Origin of the sequence: Kutzneria sp. CA-103260 (assembly GCF_018263855.1) — a bacterium.
Lineage (GTDB): Bacteria > Actinomycetota > Actinomycetes > Mycobacteriales > Pseudonocardiaceae > Kutzneria.
This window is the reverse complement of record NZ_CP073318.1, coordinates 2229264-2249453: the sequence shown is the minus strand read 5'-3', so window position 1 is coordinate 2249453 and position 20190 is coordinate 2229264. Positions and strand designations below refer to the sequence as shown.

Genomic DNA, 20190 nt, shown 5'->3' with positions numbered 1-20190 from the left:
CGATCGGCTCGGCGGCCTGGCCCAGCTGGGCGCGGGCGGTCCGCAGCTCGGAGGTGACTTCCTTGAGCAGGTGCCGGAGTTTGTCCTCGGTGCTGGTCATGAGATCCCGAACTCCTTGCTGAGCAGGTCGAACATCTCCTCGTCGCTGGCCGCCCCGATGTCCTCGGCCACCACCGGCCGGTCGGGCGCGGCGTCGGCCGGGGCCAGCAGCGTGGTGATGTGGCGGGCCAGCGCCTCCGGCGACGGGTGTTCGAACACGACGGTCGGGGCCAGCCGCAGCCCGGTCAGCGCGTTCAGCCGGTTGCGCAGGTCCACCGAGGTGAGCGAGTCGAAGCCGAGATCCTTGAACGGCTGCCCGGGCCTGACCGTGGCAGCCCGTAGTCCGAGCACCCCCGCCACTTCCGCGCACACCGCGGACAGCACGAGCGCGAGTTGGTCGTCCGGGCGCAGCGAAGGCAACCGGCCGAGCAGGTCCTTGCCGGCGGTGGCGGCCGCACGACGTCCGGCCGACGGCACAAGGCCACGGAGCACGTGCGGCACGGTGCGGTGCGCGCGCAGCGTCGCGACGTCCACCCGCAACGCCACCACGGCGGGGTCGGCAACGCCCATCGCCACGTCGTAGTAGGCAAGCCCGTGGTCGGCGGTCAGCGCGGGCAACCCCGTGCCGGCAATGCGGTCCAGGTCGCGCCGGGTGAGGGCGTCGGCCATGCCGGCCCCGATCCCCCACAGGCCCCAGGCGATGGACAGCGCCGGCAGTCCCTGGGCCTGGCGGTGCACCGCGAGCGCGTCGAGGAAGGTGTTCGCCGCCGCGTAGGCGGCCTGGCCGGCGTTGCCGACAATGCCGGTGCCCGAGGAGAAGAGAACGAACGCGGCGAGGTCGTGGTCCCGGGTCAGCTCGTGCAGGTGCCACGCGGCGTCAGCCTTGGGGCGCAACACAGTCGCGACGCGGTCGGCGTCCAACGACTCGATGAGGCCGTCGTCGACCACGCCGGCCGCGTGGATGACGGCGGTTAGCGGCCGCCCCTCGACCAGCGCCCGCACCTGGTCCCGGTCGCTGACGTCGCAGGTGGCGACCTCGGCCTTGGCCCCGAGCGCGGCCAGATCGGCGACCAGATCGTCGCCGCCGCCGTGTCGGGCGGCCAGCAGCAGGTTCCGCACGCCGTGCCGGGTGACGAGGTGCTTCACCAGCAGCCGGCCGACACCGCCAGTGCCGCCGGTGACCAGGACCGTGCCGTCGGGGTCCCACTGCCGCGGCATGGTCAGCACGACCTTGCCGACGTGCCGGGCCTGGCTGATGTGCCGGAAGGCGTCCCGCGCGTGCCGCACGTCCCAGGTGGTGACGGGCAGCGGGCGCAGCGCCCCGGACCGGAACAGGCCCAGCAGCTCGGCCAGCCGCACGCGGATCTCGGCCGGCGGCAGCTCGGCCAGGTCGAACGCGCGGTAGGCGACGCCGTCGGGAACCTCGGTGCGGATGTCGGTCTTGCCCATCTCGGCGAACCTGCCGCCGCGCGGCAGCAGCCGCAGCGAGGCGTCCACGAACTCGCCGGCCAGCGAGTTCAGCACCACGTCCACGCCGCGACCGCCGGTCTCGGCCAGGAACGCCTGCTCGAAGTCGAGGGTGCGGGAGGAGGCGATGCGCTCCGGCGGCACGCCCATCTCTTGTAGGACAACGTGTTTACGCTCGCTGGCGGTCGCGTACACCTCGACGCCCCAGTGCTGCGCCAGCTGGATCGCCGCCATGCCGACGCCGCCGGCACCGGCGTGCACCAGCAGCGACTCGCCGTGCTTGAGACCCATGAGGTCGTGCAGGCCGTAGTAGGCGGTCAGGAACACCAGCGGCACGGTCGCCGCCTGCTCGAACGTCCAGCCGTCCGGGATCGGCGCCAGCAGGCGGTGATCGGTGACGGCCAACGGCCCGAACGCCCCGTCGCACATGCCGAACACGCGGTCGCCGGGGCGCAGGTCGACGCCGGGGCCAACCTCGACGACCACGCCCGCGGCTTCAGAGCCCATCGGCGTGGCTTCGCGGCGGTTCATGCCCAGCGCGTCGAAGACGTCGCGGAAGTTCACGCCGGCCGCCCGAACGGCCAGCCGCACTTGGCCTTCCGTCAAAGCGGCGGTGGCTTCGGGGGCGGCGATGAGGGCGAGGTCGGCGAGGCTGCCGGCGTTGGTGGTGTCCAGCCGCCACGGCGTGGCGGTCGGCTGGAGTTCGTCGAGTACGGTCAGGCGAGCCAAGAACAGCTGCCCACCGCGCAGCGCGACCTGCGGCTCGTCGCACGCAACGGCCTGGGCGACAACCTCTTCGTCCGGTAGCTCGTCGGTGTCCAGCAACACGAACCTGCCCGGCAGCTCCGACTGGGCGGTGCGGATGAAGCCGCGCGCGGCGGCGAGCACCGGGTCCACGTCGTCCCCCGGCTCGACCGCGACGGCGTTGCGCGTCACCAGCACCAGCGGCGTGTCCGAGGTGCGCGCCTGCACGAGGTCGAGCACCTGCGCCACGACCGCGTGTGTTGCTGTCGCGACATCGCCCGCTGGTGTTTCCAGCACAAGTACTTCGTGCTCGGTCCGGTCCAGCACCGCCGGGCCGGCCAGCTGCCAGCTCAGCCGGAACAGTGGCTGCTCCCGGGTCTGCCGGCCGCCGGCGGGGCGCACCGTCAGCGATTCGACGGACAGCACCGGCAGGCCGGCGGCGTCGACGACATCCAGCGTCACGGTGTCGTCACCGATGCGCCGCAGCCGGGCGCGGACTGTCTCCGCGCCGTGGGCGTGCAGGCGGACACCGCTCCACAGGAACGGCAATCCCTTGGCCACGCCCGTGTGCTCGGCGGCGTGCAACACGGCGTCCAGCAGCGCCGGGTGCAGTCCGAAGGCTTCGCGCTGCACGGTTTCCGGCAGCACCACCTCGGCGTACACGTCGGCACCGTCGGTCCACACCGCCCGCAGGCCCCGGAAGCCGGGCCCGTAGTCGAAGCCGGCGGCGCGGAGCTGGTCGTAGCCGCCGGACAGGTCGACGGCAGCCGTGTCAGCCGGCGGCCACTCCTGCGCCGTCGGCGCGCCCTCGTGCTCGTCGCTCAGCACGCCGGAGGCGTGGCGGGTCCAGGAACCGTCCACACGGGACAGAAACGCCAACGAGCGTCGGCCAGCCTCCAACGGGCCCAGCTCCAAGCGGATCTGCACGTCGTTGTTGACGGGTAGCGGCGCTTCCAGCACCAGTTCCTCGACACGGTGCAGGCCGACCTGATCACCGGCGCGGATGGCCAACTCCAGGAACGCCGTGCCGGGCAGCACCGGCGTGCCGCCGATGGCGTGGTCCGCCAGCCACGGATGTCCTTGTACGGACAGCGTGCCGGTGAACACGCCTGTGCCGGACTCGGGCAGCTCGATGTACGCCGTGAGCAACGGGTGGTTGGTGGCGTCGAAGCCGGGGGCGGTGACCGCCCCGGCGCGCGGCCAGAACCGTTCGCGCTGGAACGGGTAGGTCGGCAGCTCCACCTCGTGTGCACCGGTCAGCGCCGGGCGCAGGTCGACGGAAACGCCATGCGCGTGAGCGGTGCCCAGCGCCCGCAGGAACCGGTCCAAGCCGCCGTCGCCACGGCTGAGGGTGCCCGTCGCCGGCACCGGGGCCATCTGCTGGATGTCGCCCAGCAGCAAGGTGTGCGGGCTCATCTCCAGGAACATCACGTCGCCGAGGGCCAGCAGCTCGCGCGTGGCCTGCTCGAACCGCACCGGCTGGCGCAGGTTCCGGTACCAGTACTCGGCGTCCAGGTCGGCGGTGCCCAGCACGCCGCCGGTGACCGTGGAGTAGAAGGGAATCCGGCCCGAGCGGGCGGTGATCGGCGTGAGCACCTCGATCAGCCGGTCACGGACCGGCTCGACCTGGGAGCTGTGCGAGGCGTAGTCCATCGGGATCCGCTTGGCCCGCGGGTGCGCCGCCAGCACGGCCGCCAACACCTGCTCGTCACCGGCGACAACTGTCGACTCTGGACCGTTGTACGCGGCGATCTCCACGCCCTCGACGCAGATCCGGTCCGCCGCCTCCGGCACCGCCACCACGCCGCTGGTGCCGGACAGGGCGTCGGCGATCAGCCGGCTGCGCCGCACCACTGCCTTGGCCGCCTCCGGCAGCGCGAGCGCACCGGCGACACAGGCCGCCGCGTACTCGCCGAGGGAGTGTCCGACGACCGCCACCGGCTCGACGCCGTGCGCCCGCCACAGCGCCGCCAGCGACACCATGACCGCGAACAGCACCGGCTGCACGACATCCGCGCGGCGCAACGCATCCTCGTCGTTCAGCATCTGCCGTAGCGACCAGCCGGCCTCCTGCCGCAGGATGTCCTCGAACTCGGCCATCGCCTCGGCGAACACCGGCGCGGCGTCGATCAGCTCCAGCGCCATGCCAACCCAGTGCGACCCCTGGCCGGGGAACACGAACACCGGCTTCAGCTCCGCGCTCCGGACGGCGGATGCGCCCTCGGCCACCGCGCGCAGGCCTGCCACGGCGGTGTCGCGGTCGGCCGCGACCACGGCGGCGCGATGCTCGAAGTGCGTGCGGGAAACCGCCAGGGACAAGGCAACATCGGCCAGGTCGGCGACCGCCAGGTGGTCGGCCACGCGCGCGGCTTGGTCGCGCAGCGCCTGCGGTGTACGGCCGCTGACCAGGAGAACAGCGGGGCGGTCAGCGGCAGGGCGCTCGTCCGCGCTTTCCACCTCCGGCGCGGCTTCCAGCACCACGTGCGCATTAGTGCCGGACAGCCCGAACGACGACACCGCCGCGCGGCGGGCGCGGCCGGTTTCGGGCCACGGCGACGGCTCGGTGAGCAGCCGCACGGCACCGACCGACCAGTCCACCTGCGTGGTGGGGGTGCCGACATGCAGGGTGCGCGGCAGCACGCCGTGGCGCATCGCCTCCACCATCTTGATCACGCCGCCGACGCCGGCCGCGGCCTGGGCGTGGCCGATGTTGGACTTCAGGGATCCGAGCCACAGTGGACGGTCCCGGTCCTGGCCGTAAGTGGCCAGCAAAGCCTGCGCCTCGATCGGGTCGCCGAGCTTGGTGCCGGTGCCGTGCGCCTCGACAACGTCCACATCGGACGCTCGCAGCCCGGCGTTTGCCAGTGCCTGCCAGATCACCTGCTGTTGGGCGGGACCACTGGGCGCGGTCAGGCCGTTGGAGGCGCCGTCGGAGTTGACGGCGGTGCCGCGCACCAGGGCGAGCACCCGGTGCCCGTGCCGGCGCGCGTCGGACAGCCGCTCCAGCACCAGCACGCCGACGCCCTCGGACCAGGTGGTGCCGCCGGCGTCGTCGGAGAACGACTTGCACCGGCCGTCGGCGGCGAGTCCGCCCTGCTCGTCGAAATCCTCGAACTCGGCGGGAGTGGTCATCACCACCACGCCACCCGCCAGCGCCAGCGAGCACTCGCCCGCGCGCAGCGAGCGCACGGCGTGGTGCAGGGCCACTAGCGAGGAGGAGCAGGCGGTGTCCACGGTGACGGCGGGACCGTGGACACCGAGCACGTACGACAACCGCCCTGACAGCACGGCAGCTGAGGTGCCGATGCCGACATAGCCAGCGACATCGTCGGCGGTGTGCTGGAGGACGGTGGCGTAGTCCTGGGTGCAGGTGCCGACGAACGTGCCGGCGTCGCTGCCGCGCAGCGTGGACGGCGTGATGCCCGCGCGCTCCAAGGCTTCCCACGCGGTCTCCAACAGCAGGCGCTGCTGCGGATCCATCGCCACTGCCTCACGCGGCGAGATCCCGAAGAAGGCCGCGTCGAAGCGGTCGATGTCGTCGAGGAAGCCGCCGGTCGGCCGGAACGGCCAGCCGCGCTCGACCGGCGCCTCGCCCACGGCGTCGACGCCGCCGTCCACGAGGTCCCACAGGTCGGCCGGGCTCGCCACGCCGCCGGGGTAGCGGCACGCCATACCGACGATGGCGACCGGCTCGGTGTTGCGGGCCAGCAGCGCCCGCGTGCGCCGCAGGTCGGCGGTGACCCGGTTGAGGTAGTCGCGGAGCTTTTCCTCGTTCACTGGCCGTACCCCCTCGGGTGGATCGCGTCCCAGGTCACGGGCAGGCTGACGGGGCCGCCCATCGGGGTGCCGTACTTGAACTCGATGTGCTCGAACGGCTCCGCCAGCCGCAGCGTGGGGATCCGGCGGGTCAGTGTGTCGAGCGTGGCGATCAGCTCCAGCCGGGCCAACTGCTGTGCCACGCACTGGTGCGCGCCGTCGCCGAAGCCGATGTGCGGGTTGCGTTCGCGGCGCAGGTCCAGCACTTCCGGGTCGGTGAACCGGCTCGGGTCGTGGTTGGCCGCGTGCGCGCCGGCGATGACGTACTCGCCGGCGGCAATCGGCACACCGCCGATCTCGGTGTCCACAGTGGCCACTCGCAACGTTCCACTGCCGTTGGACAGGTAGCGGACGATTTCCTCGACAGCGCCCGGAATCAACGTCGGATCGTCGCGCAGGGCGGTGAACTCGGCGTGGCGTTCCAGCAGCAGCACCAGCGCGTAGCTGAGCGTGGTGGCCATGGTGTCCAGCCCGGCCAGCACGAAGCCGACGATCATGTTGACCAGCTCGGTCTCGGTCAGCGGCTGGTCACCGGCCTGCGCGCGTTCGATGAGCACGCTCACCACGTCCTCGCCGGGCTCGTCCCGCCGGGCCTGCACCAGGGCCCGCACCGACCCGGTCACCGCGATCATGGCATCCAGAAAGGTCTTTCGGTCCACGGTGTCGTCGAACAGCGTCTCGGCGGCCTGCTGGAACAGCACGTGCTCCTCGGCCGGCACGTCGATCAGCGTGGCCAGCACCGTGCTCGCCACCGGGCGGGAGTACGCGACGTGCAGGTCCACGGGTCCGGCGGCCAGCGTGTCCACCTGGTCGTTCACGATGTCCTGCACCATGACCCGGAACTGCTCGATCCGCCTCGGCGTGGTGATGGCCGGCGCGAGGACCCGCCGGTAGCGCAGGTGCTCGGCGCCGTCGAGACGGTGGAACGCGCCCTCGACCATGGGGGCGTCCGGCGGCTGGTTGGCCAGCACGTGCCCGAACTGGCCGGAGCGGCTGCTGAACCGGTGCGAGTCGCGCAGCACCTCCTGCACCTGGTCGTAGCCGGTGACCAGCCACGCCTCGATGCCGGTGGGGCACAGCACCTTCGCCACCGGCGACTGCTCGCGCAGCTCGGTCATGGCGGTGGACGGCCGGTACGGGCACTCCCCCGCGCGGCGCAGCGGCAGCGGCCGGACCTCGGCACTGGACGACTCCACAGGTGCTCCCATCACAGGCCCTCAAATTCCCGGTCGATCAGGTCGAACAGCTCCTCCGTGGACACCGAGGCGGGGTCGAACGCCTCGCCGACGGCATCGGCCGGCTCGTCCACGCGTGCGAGCAGGGCGGTCAGCTGCGCCCGCACCCGCGCCCGGTCGGCGCGGTCCTCCAGCGCGGCGGGCAGGCCCGCGGCGACCTCGTCCAGCCGTCGCAGCACGGCGTCGGCCGGCCGGGCCTCGGCGCTGAGGCGGTCCAGCAGGTGCGTGGCCAGTGCCCGTGGTGTCGGGCAGTCGTAGGCGGCGGTGGCCGGCAGCACAATGCCGGTCGCCGCGGCGAGGCGGTCGCGCATCCGAACCGCCGCAAGCGAGTCCATGCCGAAGTCCTTGAACGGGCGGTCGGCGGCCAGTTCGGTGTGGCCTGGCAGGACGAAGCCGAGTTCCCGGCGCACCAACGCAAGGATCAGGTCCGGCCGCTCGTCCTCGGGCGTGGCCGCCAGCTCGTCGGCCAGCCCCGGCACCGCCGCCCCCGCCGTCAGCGTGACCGCACCGGTGTCGCTGAGCCAGTACGTGCGCCGGTCGAACGCGTAGGTAGGCAGCGACACCGAGCGCCCGCCGGCCAACAGCGGCGTGAAGTCCACGTCTACGCCCCGCACGTGCAGCTCGGCCAGCGCAGTGAGCGCCGCCGACTCCTCGTCGCCGTCACGGCCGAGCAGTGGCACTGCGTCACCGCCAATGAGCGCCGACAGCGACCGGTCTGGGCCCGCTTCCAGGAACGTCCGAACACCGTTGGCCCGCAACGTGTCCACCGCGTCGGCGAACAGCACCGGTCGGCGGGCGTGTTCCACCCAGTACGCGGGGCTCGCCAACTCCTCGTCGATCCGCTTGCCGGTCACCGTCGACACCACGGGGATCGCCGCCGGGTGGGCCTTGAGGTCGGCGGCGACCGCCGCCAGGTCGTGCAGCACTGGGTCGACCAGCGGCGAGTGGAAGGCGTGGCTGACCCGCAACTGCTTGCCCCGCAAGCCGGTCAGCGTCTCGCGCACGGCCGGTTCAGGCCCGGCGACCACCACCGAGGACGGCCCGTTCACCGCCGCGACCACCACCGACGGCGGCAGCAGCGGCTCCACTTCGGACAGTGCTGCCTCGACGGCCGCCATGGCCCCGCCCGGCGGCAGCTGCTGCATCAGGCGTCCCCGCTCGGCCACCAGTCGCGCCGCGTCCGGCAGCGACAGCACACCGGCCACGTGGGCGGCGGCGATCTCCCCCACCGAGTGGCCGGCGACGAAGTCCGGCCGCACCCCGAACGACTCGATCAGGCGGAACAGCGCCACTTCCAGGGCGAACAACGCCGGCTGCGCGTACTCGGTGCGAGCCAGCAATTCGCCGTCGCCCATGGCCGCCGCGACGGCGTCGGGCAGGTGGTGCAACACCTCGCGTAGCGCCGCGTCGAACACCGGGAACCGACGTGCGAGCGCCGCGCCCATGCCGGGCCGCTGGCTGCCCTGGCCGGCGAACACCACCGCCAGGCCACCCTCGTCGGCCCGGCCAAGGACCAGGCCCGGTGCCCCTTCCCCAGCGGCCAGCGCAGTCAACCCAGCGCCGTGCTCGGCGGCCAGGACCACGGCCCGGTGCTCGAAGGCAGTGCGCTCAGTGGCGAGCGACCAGCCGACGTCGACGGGGTCGGCGTCCACGGCGGCGAGGCGACGAGCCTGGCCACGCAAGGCGGCTTCACTGCGCGCAGACAGCAGCCACGGCACGACACCCGCGGCGCCGGTACCGTTGGGGGACTCTGAGCCCTGTTCCAGCACCACATGCGCGTTGGTGCCGGAGATACCGAACGACGACACGCCCGCGCGGCGGGGTCGACCCGTCTCAGGCCACGGCGTGGCGGTCACGGCGGGACGCACCCCGGACCAGGACACCGCCGTGGCCGGCGCGGACACGTGCAGCGTCGCCGGCAGCACGCCGTGCCGCATGGCCAGCACCATCTTGATCACGCCGGCGACGCCGGCGGCAGCTTGGGTGTGGCCGATGTTGGACTTCACCGAACCGATCAGCAGCGGCTCCGGCCGGTCCGCGCCGCCGTAGACGGCTTGCAGCGCCTGGGCTTCGATCGGGTCGCCCAGCCTGGTGCCGGTGCCATGCGCCTCAACAACGTCCACATCGGACGGTGCCAGCCCGCCACGGCGCAGCGCCCGGCGGATCACCCGCTGCTGGGCGCGGCCGTTGGGCGCGGTCAGTCCGTTGGAGGCGCCATCGGAGTTGATCGCCGAACCCCGCACCACGGCCAGGATGCGCCGGCCGTCGCGCAGCGCCGCCGACCGCCGCTGAAGCACCAGCACCCCGACGCCCTCGGCGAATCCGGTGCCGTCGGCGTCGTCGGAAAATGCCTTGCAGCGACCGTCGGCGGCCAAGCCGCCCTGCCGCGCGAACTCGGCCAGCACGCCGTCATCCGGCATCACGGTCACGCCGCCGGCCACTGCCAGCGCGCACTCCCCCGCGCGCACCGCTGCTGCGGCCAGGTGCAACGCCACCAGCGAGGACGAGCAAGCGGTGTCCACGGTCAGCGACGGACCGGTGAAGCCCAGGGCGTAGGCGATCCGCCCGGACAGCACGCTGCCAAGGGTGCCGGTCAGCGACGGCGGCACCGGCGACGCGGCGGCATGCCGCAGGCGGGGCCCGTACTCGGCGACCATGCCGCCGACGAACACGCCCATGTCGGTGCCGCGCAGCCGGCGGGGGTCGATGCCGGCGTCCTCGACGCCGGCCCACGTGGTCTCCAGCAGCAGGCGCTGCTGCGGGTCCATGGTCAGCGCCTCGTCGGCGGAGATGTCGAAGAACGCGGCGTCGAAATCGCCGGCGTCGGCCAGGAATCCGCCCTGCCAGTGGTCGGAGGCCCAACCCCGGTTGGCCGGCGGCGTGGTGATCGCGTCGGTCTCGTCCACCAGCAACTGCCACAGCGCTGCCGGCGAATCGACGCCGCCGGGCAGCCGGCAGGCCATGCCAACGATCACCACCGGGTCGTCATCGGCCGGCGCGGCAACGGTTTCCGTCTCGCCATCGGACTCGCCGAGCAGCAGCCCCCGCACGTGCTCGGCGAGCGCCGCCGGCGTGGGGTGGTCGAAGACGACGGTGAGCGGCAGGTCCAGTTCGGTGCTGGCGTTGACCCGGTGCCGCAGCTCCACGGCCGTCACGGAGTCGAAGCCCAGGTCCTGGAAGGTGGCGGCGCGGTGCCGGGCGGTGAGCTCGGGCAGCCCGAGCACGGCGGCGACGTGGCCGTCCACCACCGCCGTGGGATCGAAGGCCATGGCACCGGCCGGCGCATCGGCCGGGTCCGGCAGCGGAATCACTGTCGCATCGGCGAACAGACAGGAGAAGTCGGCGTCGAGGCCTCGCACGCGGAGCTCGGCCAGCGCGGTGAGCAGCGCCTCGTCGTCACGGAAGTTGCGGCGCAGCAAGGGAACCACTCGCTGCCGCGCCTGGTCGCCGAGTACGCCGTGGACCATCGCGGTCAGGGTGCCGCCCGGCCCCACCTCCAGGAAGGTGGTGACGCCGAGGTCCAGCATGGTCTCCACGACGGAGGCGAACAGCACGGGCTGCTCGAAGTGCCGACCCCAGTGCTCGCCGACATCCAGGGCGTGGTCGATGAGGCCGCCGGTCACTGAGGACACGAACGGCAGCGTGGGCGGCGCGCAGTCGACCGCGCCCAGGTTGCCGGTGAAGTGCGTGACGGTGCGGTGCAGGTACGGGGTGTGGAACGGGTTGTCCACCAGCACGCGCCGCGACCGCGCGGAGAACCGCTCAGCCAGGTCGGCGGCCACGCGCTCCAGGGAGTCGTCCGGGCCGGCGACCACGAGCGACCGCGGGCCGTTGAACCCGGCGATGTGCACGTCCTCGCTCAGCACGGCGGTGACCTCGGCCAGCGTGGCTTGCACGGCCAGCATTCCGCCGGGCGGGGCCAGCTGCTCGATGGCCAGCGCGCGGGCGACGATCAGCCGGCACATGTCGGCCACGCCGACCATGCCGGCCACGCAGGCGGCGACGTCCTCGCCGCCGGAGTACCCGCCGACGACGTCCGGCCGCACGCCGAACTCCGCCAGCAGCGCGACCAGCGCGTACTCCACGGCGAACATGGCCGCGTGGGCGTAGCGGGGCTGCTTGAGCAGATCGCCGGAGATGTCCTGCCCACTGAACACGACCTGCTGCATGGGCACGTCCAGCAGCGGCGCGAACTGCGTCGCCACCTCGTCGAAGGCCTTGGCGTACGCGGGAAAGCGCTCGTACAGCGGGCGGCACATGTCCAGCCGGTGCGAGCCCTGGCCCGGGAAGACGAACGCCAGCTTGCCGTCGGCGTGGCCGGACCCGGTGACCACCTCGGCGGCGGGCACGCGGTGCGTGAGCTTGCGTAGCGACCGCGCGGCGTCGGCGGGGTGCTCGCCGGCCAGCACGACCGCGCGGTGCGGACCGGGGCCGGCCGCCGCCAGCAACGAACGGCCGACGTCGGCGACGCGAACCTCAGCGCCGTCGAGGTGCCGGGCCAGCGCCACGGCGTAGCGGTCGACGTCGGCGGCGGTGCGTCCGGTCAGCAGCAGCGGCAGCGCGGTCACAGCACACCTCCCGTGACGACGGACGGGCGGCGGGACGCGCGCAGGGCCGTGACGAGCTCGGTACCGGCGGCCAAGCCGTCCGCGAAGGCCAGCACGCCGTCGAGGTCGCGGGTCTGCCGCGCGCCGCCGATCACGTGGTGCGGCAGGCCGGCGGCGCGCACCAGATCGACCAGCGGGGAGGCGTTGACCTGGCCGGCGGCGATCACAACGGTGTCGGCCGGGGCAGTCCGCAGTTGGCCCTGGGCGTCGGTGTAGTTCACGCAGTCCTCGTCGATACGGTTGACGGCGACCCCGGAGACCACCTCGACTGCGTTGCGGCGCAACGCCTCCAGGGTCACCCAGCGGGTCGACCGGCCCAGTGCCGACGCGAGCCGGTCACTGCGGTGCAAGATCGTGACGGAGCGGGTGTTGTTGTCGTGGGCCGCGTAGTGGGCGACGTCCACGGCGACACCGCCGCCCCCGATGACCACGACGTCGCCGTGCAGCGCGCCGGGCTCGAAGGCGGCCGGGTAGGTCAGCACGTGCGACCGATGCGTGCCGGGGATGTCCACCGCGCGCGGCGTGACGCCGGTGGCCAGCACCAGGCCGTCGAAGCCGCGCAGCAGGTCGATGTCGGCCGACGTCACCGAGCGGTTCAGTCGCACTATGACGCCCAGCCGGTCCAGCTCGGCTGCCAAGTGCGCCACGACGTCGTGGTAGTCCTCCTTGCCGGGAACCCTTGCGGCGAGCCGGAATTGGCCACCGAGCCGTTCGCACGCCTCGAACAGCTCAACGTGGCAGTCGGCTTCGGCCAGGGTGAGCGCGGCCTGGAGGCCGGCCGGACCGCCGCCGACCACCGCCACCGAACGCCGCGTGCGCAACTGGATCCGGGGAAAGCCGAGTTCGCGGCCGGCGCGGGGGTTGACCAGGCAGCTGACTTCCTGGTGGAACAGGGATCGGTCGATGCACGCCTGGTTGCACCCGATGCAGACCATGCTGCCCCGGCCGGCACGGCCCCGGGCGATCAGCTCCGGGTCGGCCAGGAACGGCCGCGCCATGGACACCAGGTGCACGCGGCCGCCGGCCAGCACCGCTTCGGCCTGCGCCAGCCGGTTGATCCGCACGCCGGCGATCACCGGCACGGGCACCGCCTGCGTAACCCGCTCGGCCACCGGCGTCCACGCGGCCGGCGGCACCGTGGCCTGCACGGTCGGCACCGGCGACTCGTGCCAGCCGATGCCGACGTCGAGCGCGTCCGCCCCGGCCTCGACCAGTCCACGGCCGAAGGCCAGCGCCTCGTCCCGATCAACGCCGCCGGGCATCAGGTCGTCGCCGGTGAAGCGCACGATCACCGGAAAGTCCTGGCGCACAACGGCTCGCACGCGGCGCGTCACCTCGACGCCGAACCGGGCCCGCCGCACCGGATCGCCACCCCACTCGTCGTCACGGCAGTTGGTCAGCGGCGACAGGAACTGGTCGACCAGGTAGCCCTCCGAGCCCATCACCTCGACGGCGTCGAACTCCAGCCGCTGCGCCAGCTCCGCGCCCGCAGCGAACTCGTCAACGACGCGACCCACCTCCACAGTGGACAGTTCGCGGGGTTCGCACCGGGAAAGCCGGCTGTAGACCGGCGAAGGAGCCACCGGCCGCACTCCGAAGGCCGACTCCACCGCGTACCGGCCGGCGTGGAACAGCTGCAACGCGATGAGCCCGCCCGCCTCGTGCACCGTGTCCACGACCCGGCGCAGCCGGCGCTGGAACGCGCGGTCGGTCAGCACGCCGTAACGCGCGCCGCCGGCGCCGGCCCGGCTGACCGCCGCGCCACCGGTGACGATCAGGCCCGCGCCGCCGCGCACGCGCTCGGCGTAGAACGCGGCCAGCGCGGCACCGTCGTCGTCCCGGGCCTCCAGCCCCAGGTGCATCGGGCCCATCACCACACGGTGCGGCAGCGCGAGCGTCCCGATCCGCCCGGGCTGGAAGACGTGGCGCAGCTCCAGGGTCATCAGGGCACCAGCGGGGGCGTCAGGTCGGCGGTGTACGGCGGGGCCGCCACGGACAGGCCGCCGTCGACCACCAGCGTCTGCCCGGTGATGTAGGTGGCGGCCGGCGAGAGCAGGAACGCCACCGTGTCGGCCACCTCGGCCAGCGTGCCCGGCCGGCCCAGCGGGATCTTCGACAGCACGGTCTCGATCGGCGCCATGCCCGGCACGCCGTAGAAGTAGTCCAGCGAGTCGGACTGGATCAGGCCGCCGCTCACGCCGTTCACGGTGATGCCGCGCCCGGCGAACTCCACCGCCATGTAGCGGACCATCGCCTCCACCGCGGCCTTGGCCGAGCCCAGCGCGGCGTAGGTCGGGTAGGCGTGCGTGCTGCCGTAGCTGGACAGCGCCACCACGCGGCCGCCGCCGGCCATCAGCCCCACGGCGCGCTGCGTGCCCAGCACGAAGGCGCGCACGTTCATCGCGTACGAGCGGTCCAGGTGGTGCAGCCGCAGGTCCATGATCGGCTTGAACGCGCTGGCCGCCGCGTTGCAGACGAAGTTGTCCAGCCGGCCGAACTCGTCGGCCACGAAGTCGAACAGCCGCTCGATGTCCTCGGGCAGCTCCACGTCGGCGGCCACCGTGACGGCCCGGCCGCCGGCCTGCTCGACCAGCTGCTTGGTCTGCTCGGCGAGGTCGGCGTTCTTCTTGTAGTTCACCACCACCGTGCCGCCCTGCCGGCCCAGCGTCTGCGCCAGCTGCCGGCCGATGCCCCGCGACGCGCCGGTGATCAGCGTGACCGCGCACCGCGGCACCTCGCTTGCGCTCGGTGTCCGCGTTCGCGGACGCTCTGCGCTGAATGATTCGCTCGCAAGCTCGCTCATGCCAACACCTCCCGGGCGATCACGGTCTTCTGGATCTCGTTGGTGCCCTCCTCGAAGCGCTGCGCCCGGGCGTCCCGGTACACGCGCTCGATCGGGCTGCTCTCCCAGAAGCCGATGCCGCCGTGCGCCTGCAAAGCCTTGTCGGTGACACGGCTGAGCATGTCGACGGCGTTGAGCTTGGCCATCGACGACAGCGTGGCGGCCGAGTCGTCGCCGGCGGTCCACTGCCGCGCCGCGTGCAGCGTGAGCTGGCGGGCGGCCTCGATGTCGGTGGCGTTCTCGGCCAGGGCAAAGGAAATCGCCTGCCGCGAGGACAGCGGCTTGCCGAAGGTGACTCGGCCCTTGGCGTGAGCCACGGCCAGTTCCTGGGCCCGCCGGGCCAGGCCGACGCAGGTCATCGCCACCGAGATCCGGCTGGGCGTGAGGAAGCCGCCCAGCGCCACGTCCAGGCCCTGCCCGACCTCGCCGAGCCGGTTGGCCACCGGCACCGGCGCGTGGTCGAACACCAGGTGTGCGTGGTCGGTGCCGCGCACGCCCATGGTGTTGGACATCGACCGCACCAGCACGCCCGGGGTGTCGCGGGGCACCATCAGCGCCACCGTGCCGTCCTTGCCGATCGTGCCCTCGATCCGGGCGAACAGCAGCCAGTAGTCGCAGTGCACGCCGAAGGTGATCAGGTGCTTCTCGCCGGACAGGTAGTAGGTGTCGCCCTCCTGCTTGACGCTGCACCGCAGGTCCGCGCCGGTGCCGGCGGTCGGCTCGGTGAGCGTGAAGGCGACCACCCGGTCCCCGGCGATGGCCGGCAGCACGAAGCGGTTGCGCTGCTCGGCGGTGGCGAACTGGTCGATGGCCCGCCACACCCCGTTGTGCACGTGGACGATCATCCGCAGTGAGGCGTGCGACATCGAGAACAGCTCGACCAGTTCCAGGTAGCGCGGGAAGTCCAGGCCCCGGCCGCCGTACTCCACCGGGGCGGCCAGGCTCAGGTAACCCCGCTCGCGCAGCTCCTGCCGCAGCCCCGCGGGCACCTCGCCGGTGCGCTCGATCTGCTCCGCGTACCGCTCGCCGGGGCCGCGGACGAAGTCCTCGACCTCCTCGGCCAGCGCGCGGAAGGCCGTCTCGTCCATGCTCACGATCCATCCTCGGTGTCGATCAGCTGACGGATTCGGTCGCGCAGAAGGAACTTCTGCACCTTGCCGGTGGGATTGCGCGGCAGCGCCGGCACTTTCTCCAGCCGTTCCGGCCAGTACGGCTTGGCCACCTGGCGGGAGTCCAGGAACCGGCGCATCTCGGCCAGGTCGAACTCCTCGCCGGCCACCGCGAACAGGCAGGCCCGCTCGCCCAAGCGCGGGTCGGGCATGGCCACCACGGCCGCTTCGCGCACGGCGGGGTGGGTGTGCAGCAGCTGCTCGATCTCGGCCACCGGCACCTTCTCGCCACCCCGGTTGACGATGTCCTTGACCCGGCCGTTGATCCGCACGTAGCCGGAGTCGTCGATGACCGCGAGGTCGCCGGTGCGGTACCAGCCGTCCGGGGTCAGCGCCTCGTCCGTCCACTCCGGACGGTCCAGGTAGCCGATGAACGCACACGGCCCGTTGACCTCGAAGTTGCCCTGCTGGCCCGACGGCAGCGGGTTGCCTTCGTCGTCGGTGACCCGCAGCCGGATGCCGCGCAGCGCCCGGCCGTCGGTGCCCCAGGTTTTGGCCGGCTCGTCGCCGGGCGCGGACAGCGAGCCCAGGCAGGTCTCGGTGGAGCCCCAGGCCCCGCAGACGGCCGCGCCCAGCGTGCGGGTGGCCCGCTCGGCCAGGCCACGGGGCACGGCAGCGCCGGTGGCCACGAAGATTCGCAGGTCGGTGGGCTCGTCGCCGGTCTGCTCGACGGCGTCCACGAGGTCGCTGAGGAACGGGGTGGCGGCCTGCACGAAGGTGCCGCGGTGCCGGCGCAGCAGGGCCAGCGCGGTGCGGCCGTCCCACACCGGCTGGAGGATCACCGGCGCGCCCAGCACCAGCGCGACCCACATGCCATAGAGGAAGCCGGTCTGGTGGGCCAGCGGTGACGGCACGAACACCCGGTCCTCGACAGTCAGCCCGAGGTGGCGGATCTCCATCGCGGCGGCCCGGGTCAGGGTGCTCATCCGATGCAGCACGCCCTTCGGCTCGCCCGAGGTGCCGGACGTGAACAGGAGCTGCGCCGGGCCCTCCACGGCCGCGCGCCGGCGGTCGATCGCGGCCGGGTCGGGTGTGACGGCCTCAACCGCCGCCGCGAAGTCCTTCTGCCCCGGGACATCCGTGCCACCAATGACCAGAACATGTTCCACGGCCAAGGTTTTCTCACCGGCCAGCAGCTCGGCGATCTCGGCCGGGTAGTCACGACCGCGGAACTCCCGTGGCACCACCAACACCCGGGCTCCGGACTTGGCCAGCATGAACGTGGTCTCGCGGCGGCGCAGCATCGGCATCAGCGGGCAGCTGACCGCGCCGATGCGGGCCACCGCCAGCGCCAGCGCGACGAACTCGGCCTGGTTGGGCAGCTGGTAGGCGACGGGCTCCCCCGGCGCGACGCCGAGATCCAGCAGCAGCGCGGCGATCCGGTCCACCTGCTCGTCCAGCTCACGCCAGGTCAGCACCCGCTCCACGCCGTCGATCCCCGCGTCGATCACAGCGGTCCCGTCCGGCTGCTGCTCGGCCAGCCGGCGCAGCCGGGTCCCGATCGGCACAGCGGCGGCCTTCGACGGCGTGGGCACGGCCTGCTCGCGGCGGGGCCGGGTCGCGCGGCCGGTGGCCACCGACATGGCCAGCCCGATGTTGCCCATCTCCTCCGGGAAACGCGGGTAGGAGATGCGGTACGCGGTGGGGAAGGTCAGCCGGGTCTCGCCCTCGGCGGCGGTGCCGGCCACGGCCAGCGCCATCAGCACCCGGTGGTCGTTGAACGACGACAGGTCCGCGCCGGTGAGCCGGTCCACGCCGTGGCAGCGCAACTGCTCGCCCTCCTGCTCCAGACGGGCGCCCATCCGGTTGAGCTGGAGCATCGCGGCGACCCGGTCGGACTCCTTGAGCCGGACGTGCGCCACGTTGTCGAAAACCGTTGTGCCGTCGGCCACCGCGCCCAGCACGGACAGCACCGGCAGCATGTCCGGCACCGACCGGCAGTCCACTGTGGCCGGTGCGAGCCGGATGCCGTCGTGGCGCACCCGGACCATGCCGGTGGCCGGGTCGGCGGTCATCGGCAGGCCCATGTCGGCGACGATCTGGAGCAGGTCGGCCTCGGGGTGGTCGACCTCGGTGGCCGGCGCCGCCGGCAGGCCGCGGAACAGCACGTCGCTGGGGTGCAGGGCGGTCGCCGCCAGCCCGAAGGCGGCCGCGCCGATGTCCGGCGGCAGCGTCACGGTGGCCGGATGGGGCTGCTGGTTTCCCTCGATCTCGTAGCGGCGGCCGTCCGGCGACACCTCGACGTGCAGGCCGAACTCCCGCATCATCCGGACCGTCAGATCGACGTACGAACGTTCGTTGAACTCGCCCTCGACCGTGATGACGCTCGGTCCGGTGGAAAAAGGGGCAAGGATCAGCAGTCCGGATATCCACTGGGACAGCGTTCCCTTTATGCTCACGCGTCCGCCGGTCGGACGCCGAGGCGTCACGGCCACCGGCGGGCATCCGGTCGGCGCCGACAACTCGACGCCCATCTGCGTGAGAGCCGCCAGCAGCGGCCGTATCGGACGGCGTTGGAAATAGCGCTGTCCCACAATCGTAACCGGCGACTCCGCCAGGCTGGCCAGCCCGGTGAGGAAGTAGAGAGTGGTGCCGGAACTGCCGACGGAGATCTCCGACCGGCGCGGCGCGTACCGGCCGCCGTGCACGACGTAGTCGTTGCCGTCCACCTCGACCCGCACGCCCAGGCCGCGCAGGGCGGCGATGGTGTGCCGGACGTGCCCGGCGGCGGACAGCCCGACCAGCCGGCTCACCCCCGGGGCCAGTGAGGCGAGAATCAGCCCGCGGTGCGCGTGGTACTTGGAGGTGGGCACCGCCAGCTCTCCCCCGATCCGGTCGGGGGCCTGTTTCACGACCAGGCGCATTCCGCTCCTCGCATTTGCATTCCCCAGGCGAAGTATTCACACTTCGCGATTCGACGAAGATCCGAGGCAACACCGCCCGGACAGCACGGGAAAGAACCGTTGACCACTACCGAACGCGACTGAGGCAACCCTAGACACGATTCAGAGCGGCTGTAAACAACGTCCGAGTTATGATTGCCATCGACGGCAGTGATACCTCGCGGAGGCCGCCGGAACTGCTACGCTCGCCGTGACCACCGGGTCAATACCGGCGTGAATCCACGCCGCACGTTCGGGCCATTCACCGGCGCCACCCCCGATTGCCGCGCCGCCTCCCGACAAGGACGACGCAGTGACCCCACCTGAGCTCACCCAGCCGTACGAGGACCTGCGTGTCCACCGCACCGTCGCACTGCCGACGCCCCGCCGGCTGCGCAACCGACTGCCGCTCACCTACGACCGGGCGACCACGGTGGCCCGCGCCCGCAAACAGGTCGCCGACGTGGTGGCCGGCCGGGACCGCCGGCTGCTGGTCGTGGTGGGGCCGTGTTCGGTGCACGATCCGGCCGCTGCCCTCGACTACGCGCTTTTGTTGCACGAAAAGGCCGAGCTGTTCCGCGACCGGCTGCTGGTGGTGATGCGGGCCTATCTGGAGAAGCCCCGGTCCACGGTGGGCTGGAAGGGCCTGATCAACGACCCGCGGCTGGACGGCTCCGGCGACATGGCCGCCGGCCTGCACGCCGCCCGCGCCCTGCTGCTGGACCTGGTCGGCGTCGGGCTGCCGGTGGCGGTGGAGTTCCTGGAGCCCATCACGCCGCAGTACATCGCCGACACCGTCAGCTGGGGCGCGATCGGGGCCCGCACGGTGGAGAGCCAGGTGCACCGCCAGCTCGCGTCCGGGCTGCCGATGCCGGTGGGCATGAAGAATCGCCCGGACGGCCGGCTGCATCCGGCCGTGGACGCGTGCGCGGCGGCGGCGCGGCCGCACGCGTACCCGAGCATCGACGACAACGGCCGCCCCGCCGTGGTGCACACCCGCGGCAACACCGACTGCCATCTGGTGCTGCGCGGCGGCGACGGGCACACCAACTACGACGCCATGCACGTGGCGGCCGCGACGACGCTGCTTGCCGAGGCCGGTCTGCCGCCGCGGGTGGTGGTGGACTGCTCGCACGGCAACAGCGGCAAGGACCACCTGCGCCAGCCGCACGTGGCCGAGGACGTGGCCCGCCAACTGGCCGACGGGCAACACGGCATCGCCGGCGTGATGCTGGAGAGCTTCCTGGTGCCCGGCCGGCAGAACCACTGCCCCGGCACGCCGCTCACCTACGGCCAGTCCATCACCGACGCCTGCATGGGCTGGGACACCACGGTCGACGTGCTGGCCATGCTGGCCGCCGCCGTCCGCACCCGCTGACCACACCGGAG

At 72.6% G+C, this 20190-nt stretch carries 7 protein-coding genes and 1 pseudogene; 1 reads left to right on the top strand and 7 read right to left on the bottom strand.

Going from position 1 to position 20190, the window contains the following annotated elements; all coding sequences use genetic code 11:
- Nucleotides 1-96: 96 nt before the first annotated feature.
- The 7 genes and pseudogenes from JJ691_RS09910 to aroA form a co-directional block, all read right to left on the bottom strand.
- Nucleotides 97-6021, bottom strand: a pseudogene (locus JJ691_RS09910) (SDR family NAD(P)-dependent oxidoreductase); the annotation flags it as partial.
- A 2-nt stretch (nt 6022-6023) separates the two neighbouring features.
- The gene (locus JJ691_RS09905) at nt 6024-7262 is read right to left on the bottom strand and encodes a cytochrome P450 (protein WP_211768479.1); all 1239 of its coding nucleotides are present in this window, start codon (nt 7260-7262) and stop codon (nt 6024-6026) included.
- 11 nt (nt 7263-7273) lie between these two features.
- Nucleotides 7274-11869 carry a type I polyketide synthase gene (locus JJ691_RS09900; RefSeq protein WP_211768478.1) on the bottom strand — a complete coding sequence of 1532 codons (4596 nt, stop codon included), beginning with the start codon at nt 11867-11869 and terminating at the stop codon, nt 7274-7276.
- Nucleotides 11866-13851 (bottom strand): oxidoreductase, encoded by a 1986-nt coding sequence (locus JJ691_RS09895; RefSeq protein WP_211768477.1) that lies wholly within the window; start codon nt 13849-13851, stop codon nt 11866-11868. Before JJ691_RS09895 ends, JJ691_RS09900 begins: the two co-directional genes overlap by 4 nt.
- Complete coding sequence (locus JJ691_RS09890; RefSeq protein WP_211768476.1) at nt 13851-14711, bottom strand: SDR family oxidoreductase; 861 nt, start codon at nt 14709-14711, stop codon at nt 13851-13853. Before JJ691_RS09890 ends, JJ691_RS09895 begins: the two co-directional genes overlap by 1 nt.
- Entirely contained in the window at nt 14708-15838 is a 1131-nt protein-coding gene (locus JJ691_RS09885; RefSeq protein WP_211771381.1) for an acyl-CoA dehydrogenase family protein, read from the bottom strand. The genes JJ691_RS09890 and JJ691_RS09885 overlap by 4 nt, the downstream gene beginning before the upstream one ends.
- A gap of 2 nt (nt 15839-15840) precedes the next feature.
- Entirely contained in the window at nt 15841-18783 is a 2943-nt protein-coding gene (gene aroA / locus JJ691_RS09880; protein WP_211768475.1) for a 3-phosphoshikimate 1-carboxyvinyltransferase, read from the bottom strand.
- A gap of 331 nt (nt 18784-19114) precedes the next feature.
- On the opposite strand from aroA, the gene JJ691_RS09875 reads away from it, so the two are divergent.
- Nucleotides 19115-20179: a 3-deoxy-7-phosphoheptulonate synthase gene (locus JJ691_RS09875; RefSeq protein ID WP_211768474.1), complete on the top strand. Its 1065-nt coding sequence runs from the start codon at nt 19115-19117 to the stop codon at nt 20177-20179.
- Nucleotides 20180-20190 lie beyond the last annotated feature (11 nt).

Excerpts from the sequence above, each read along its gene's own strand:
- JJ691_RS09895 (WP_211768477.1), bottom strand. The coding sequence starts at position 13,851 with ATGACCCTGGAGCTGCGCCACGTCTTCCAGCCCGGGCGGATCGGGACG.
- JJ691_RS09890 (WP_211768476.1), bottom strand. The coding sequence starts at position 14,711 with ATGAGCGAGCTTGCGAGCGAATCATTCAGCGCAGAGCGTCCGCGAACG.
- JJ691_RS09885 (WP_211771381.1), bottom strand. The coding sequence starts at position 15,838 with ATGGACGAGACGGCCTTCCGCGCGCTGGCCGAGGAGGTCGAGGACTTC.
- aroA (WP_211768475.1), bottom strand. The coding sequence starts at position 18,783 with ATGCGCCTGGTCGTGAAACAGGCCCCCGACCGGATCGGGGGAGAGCTG.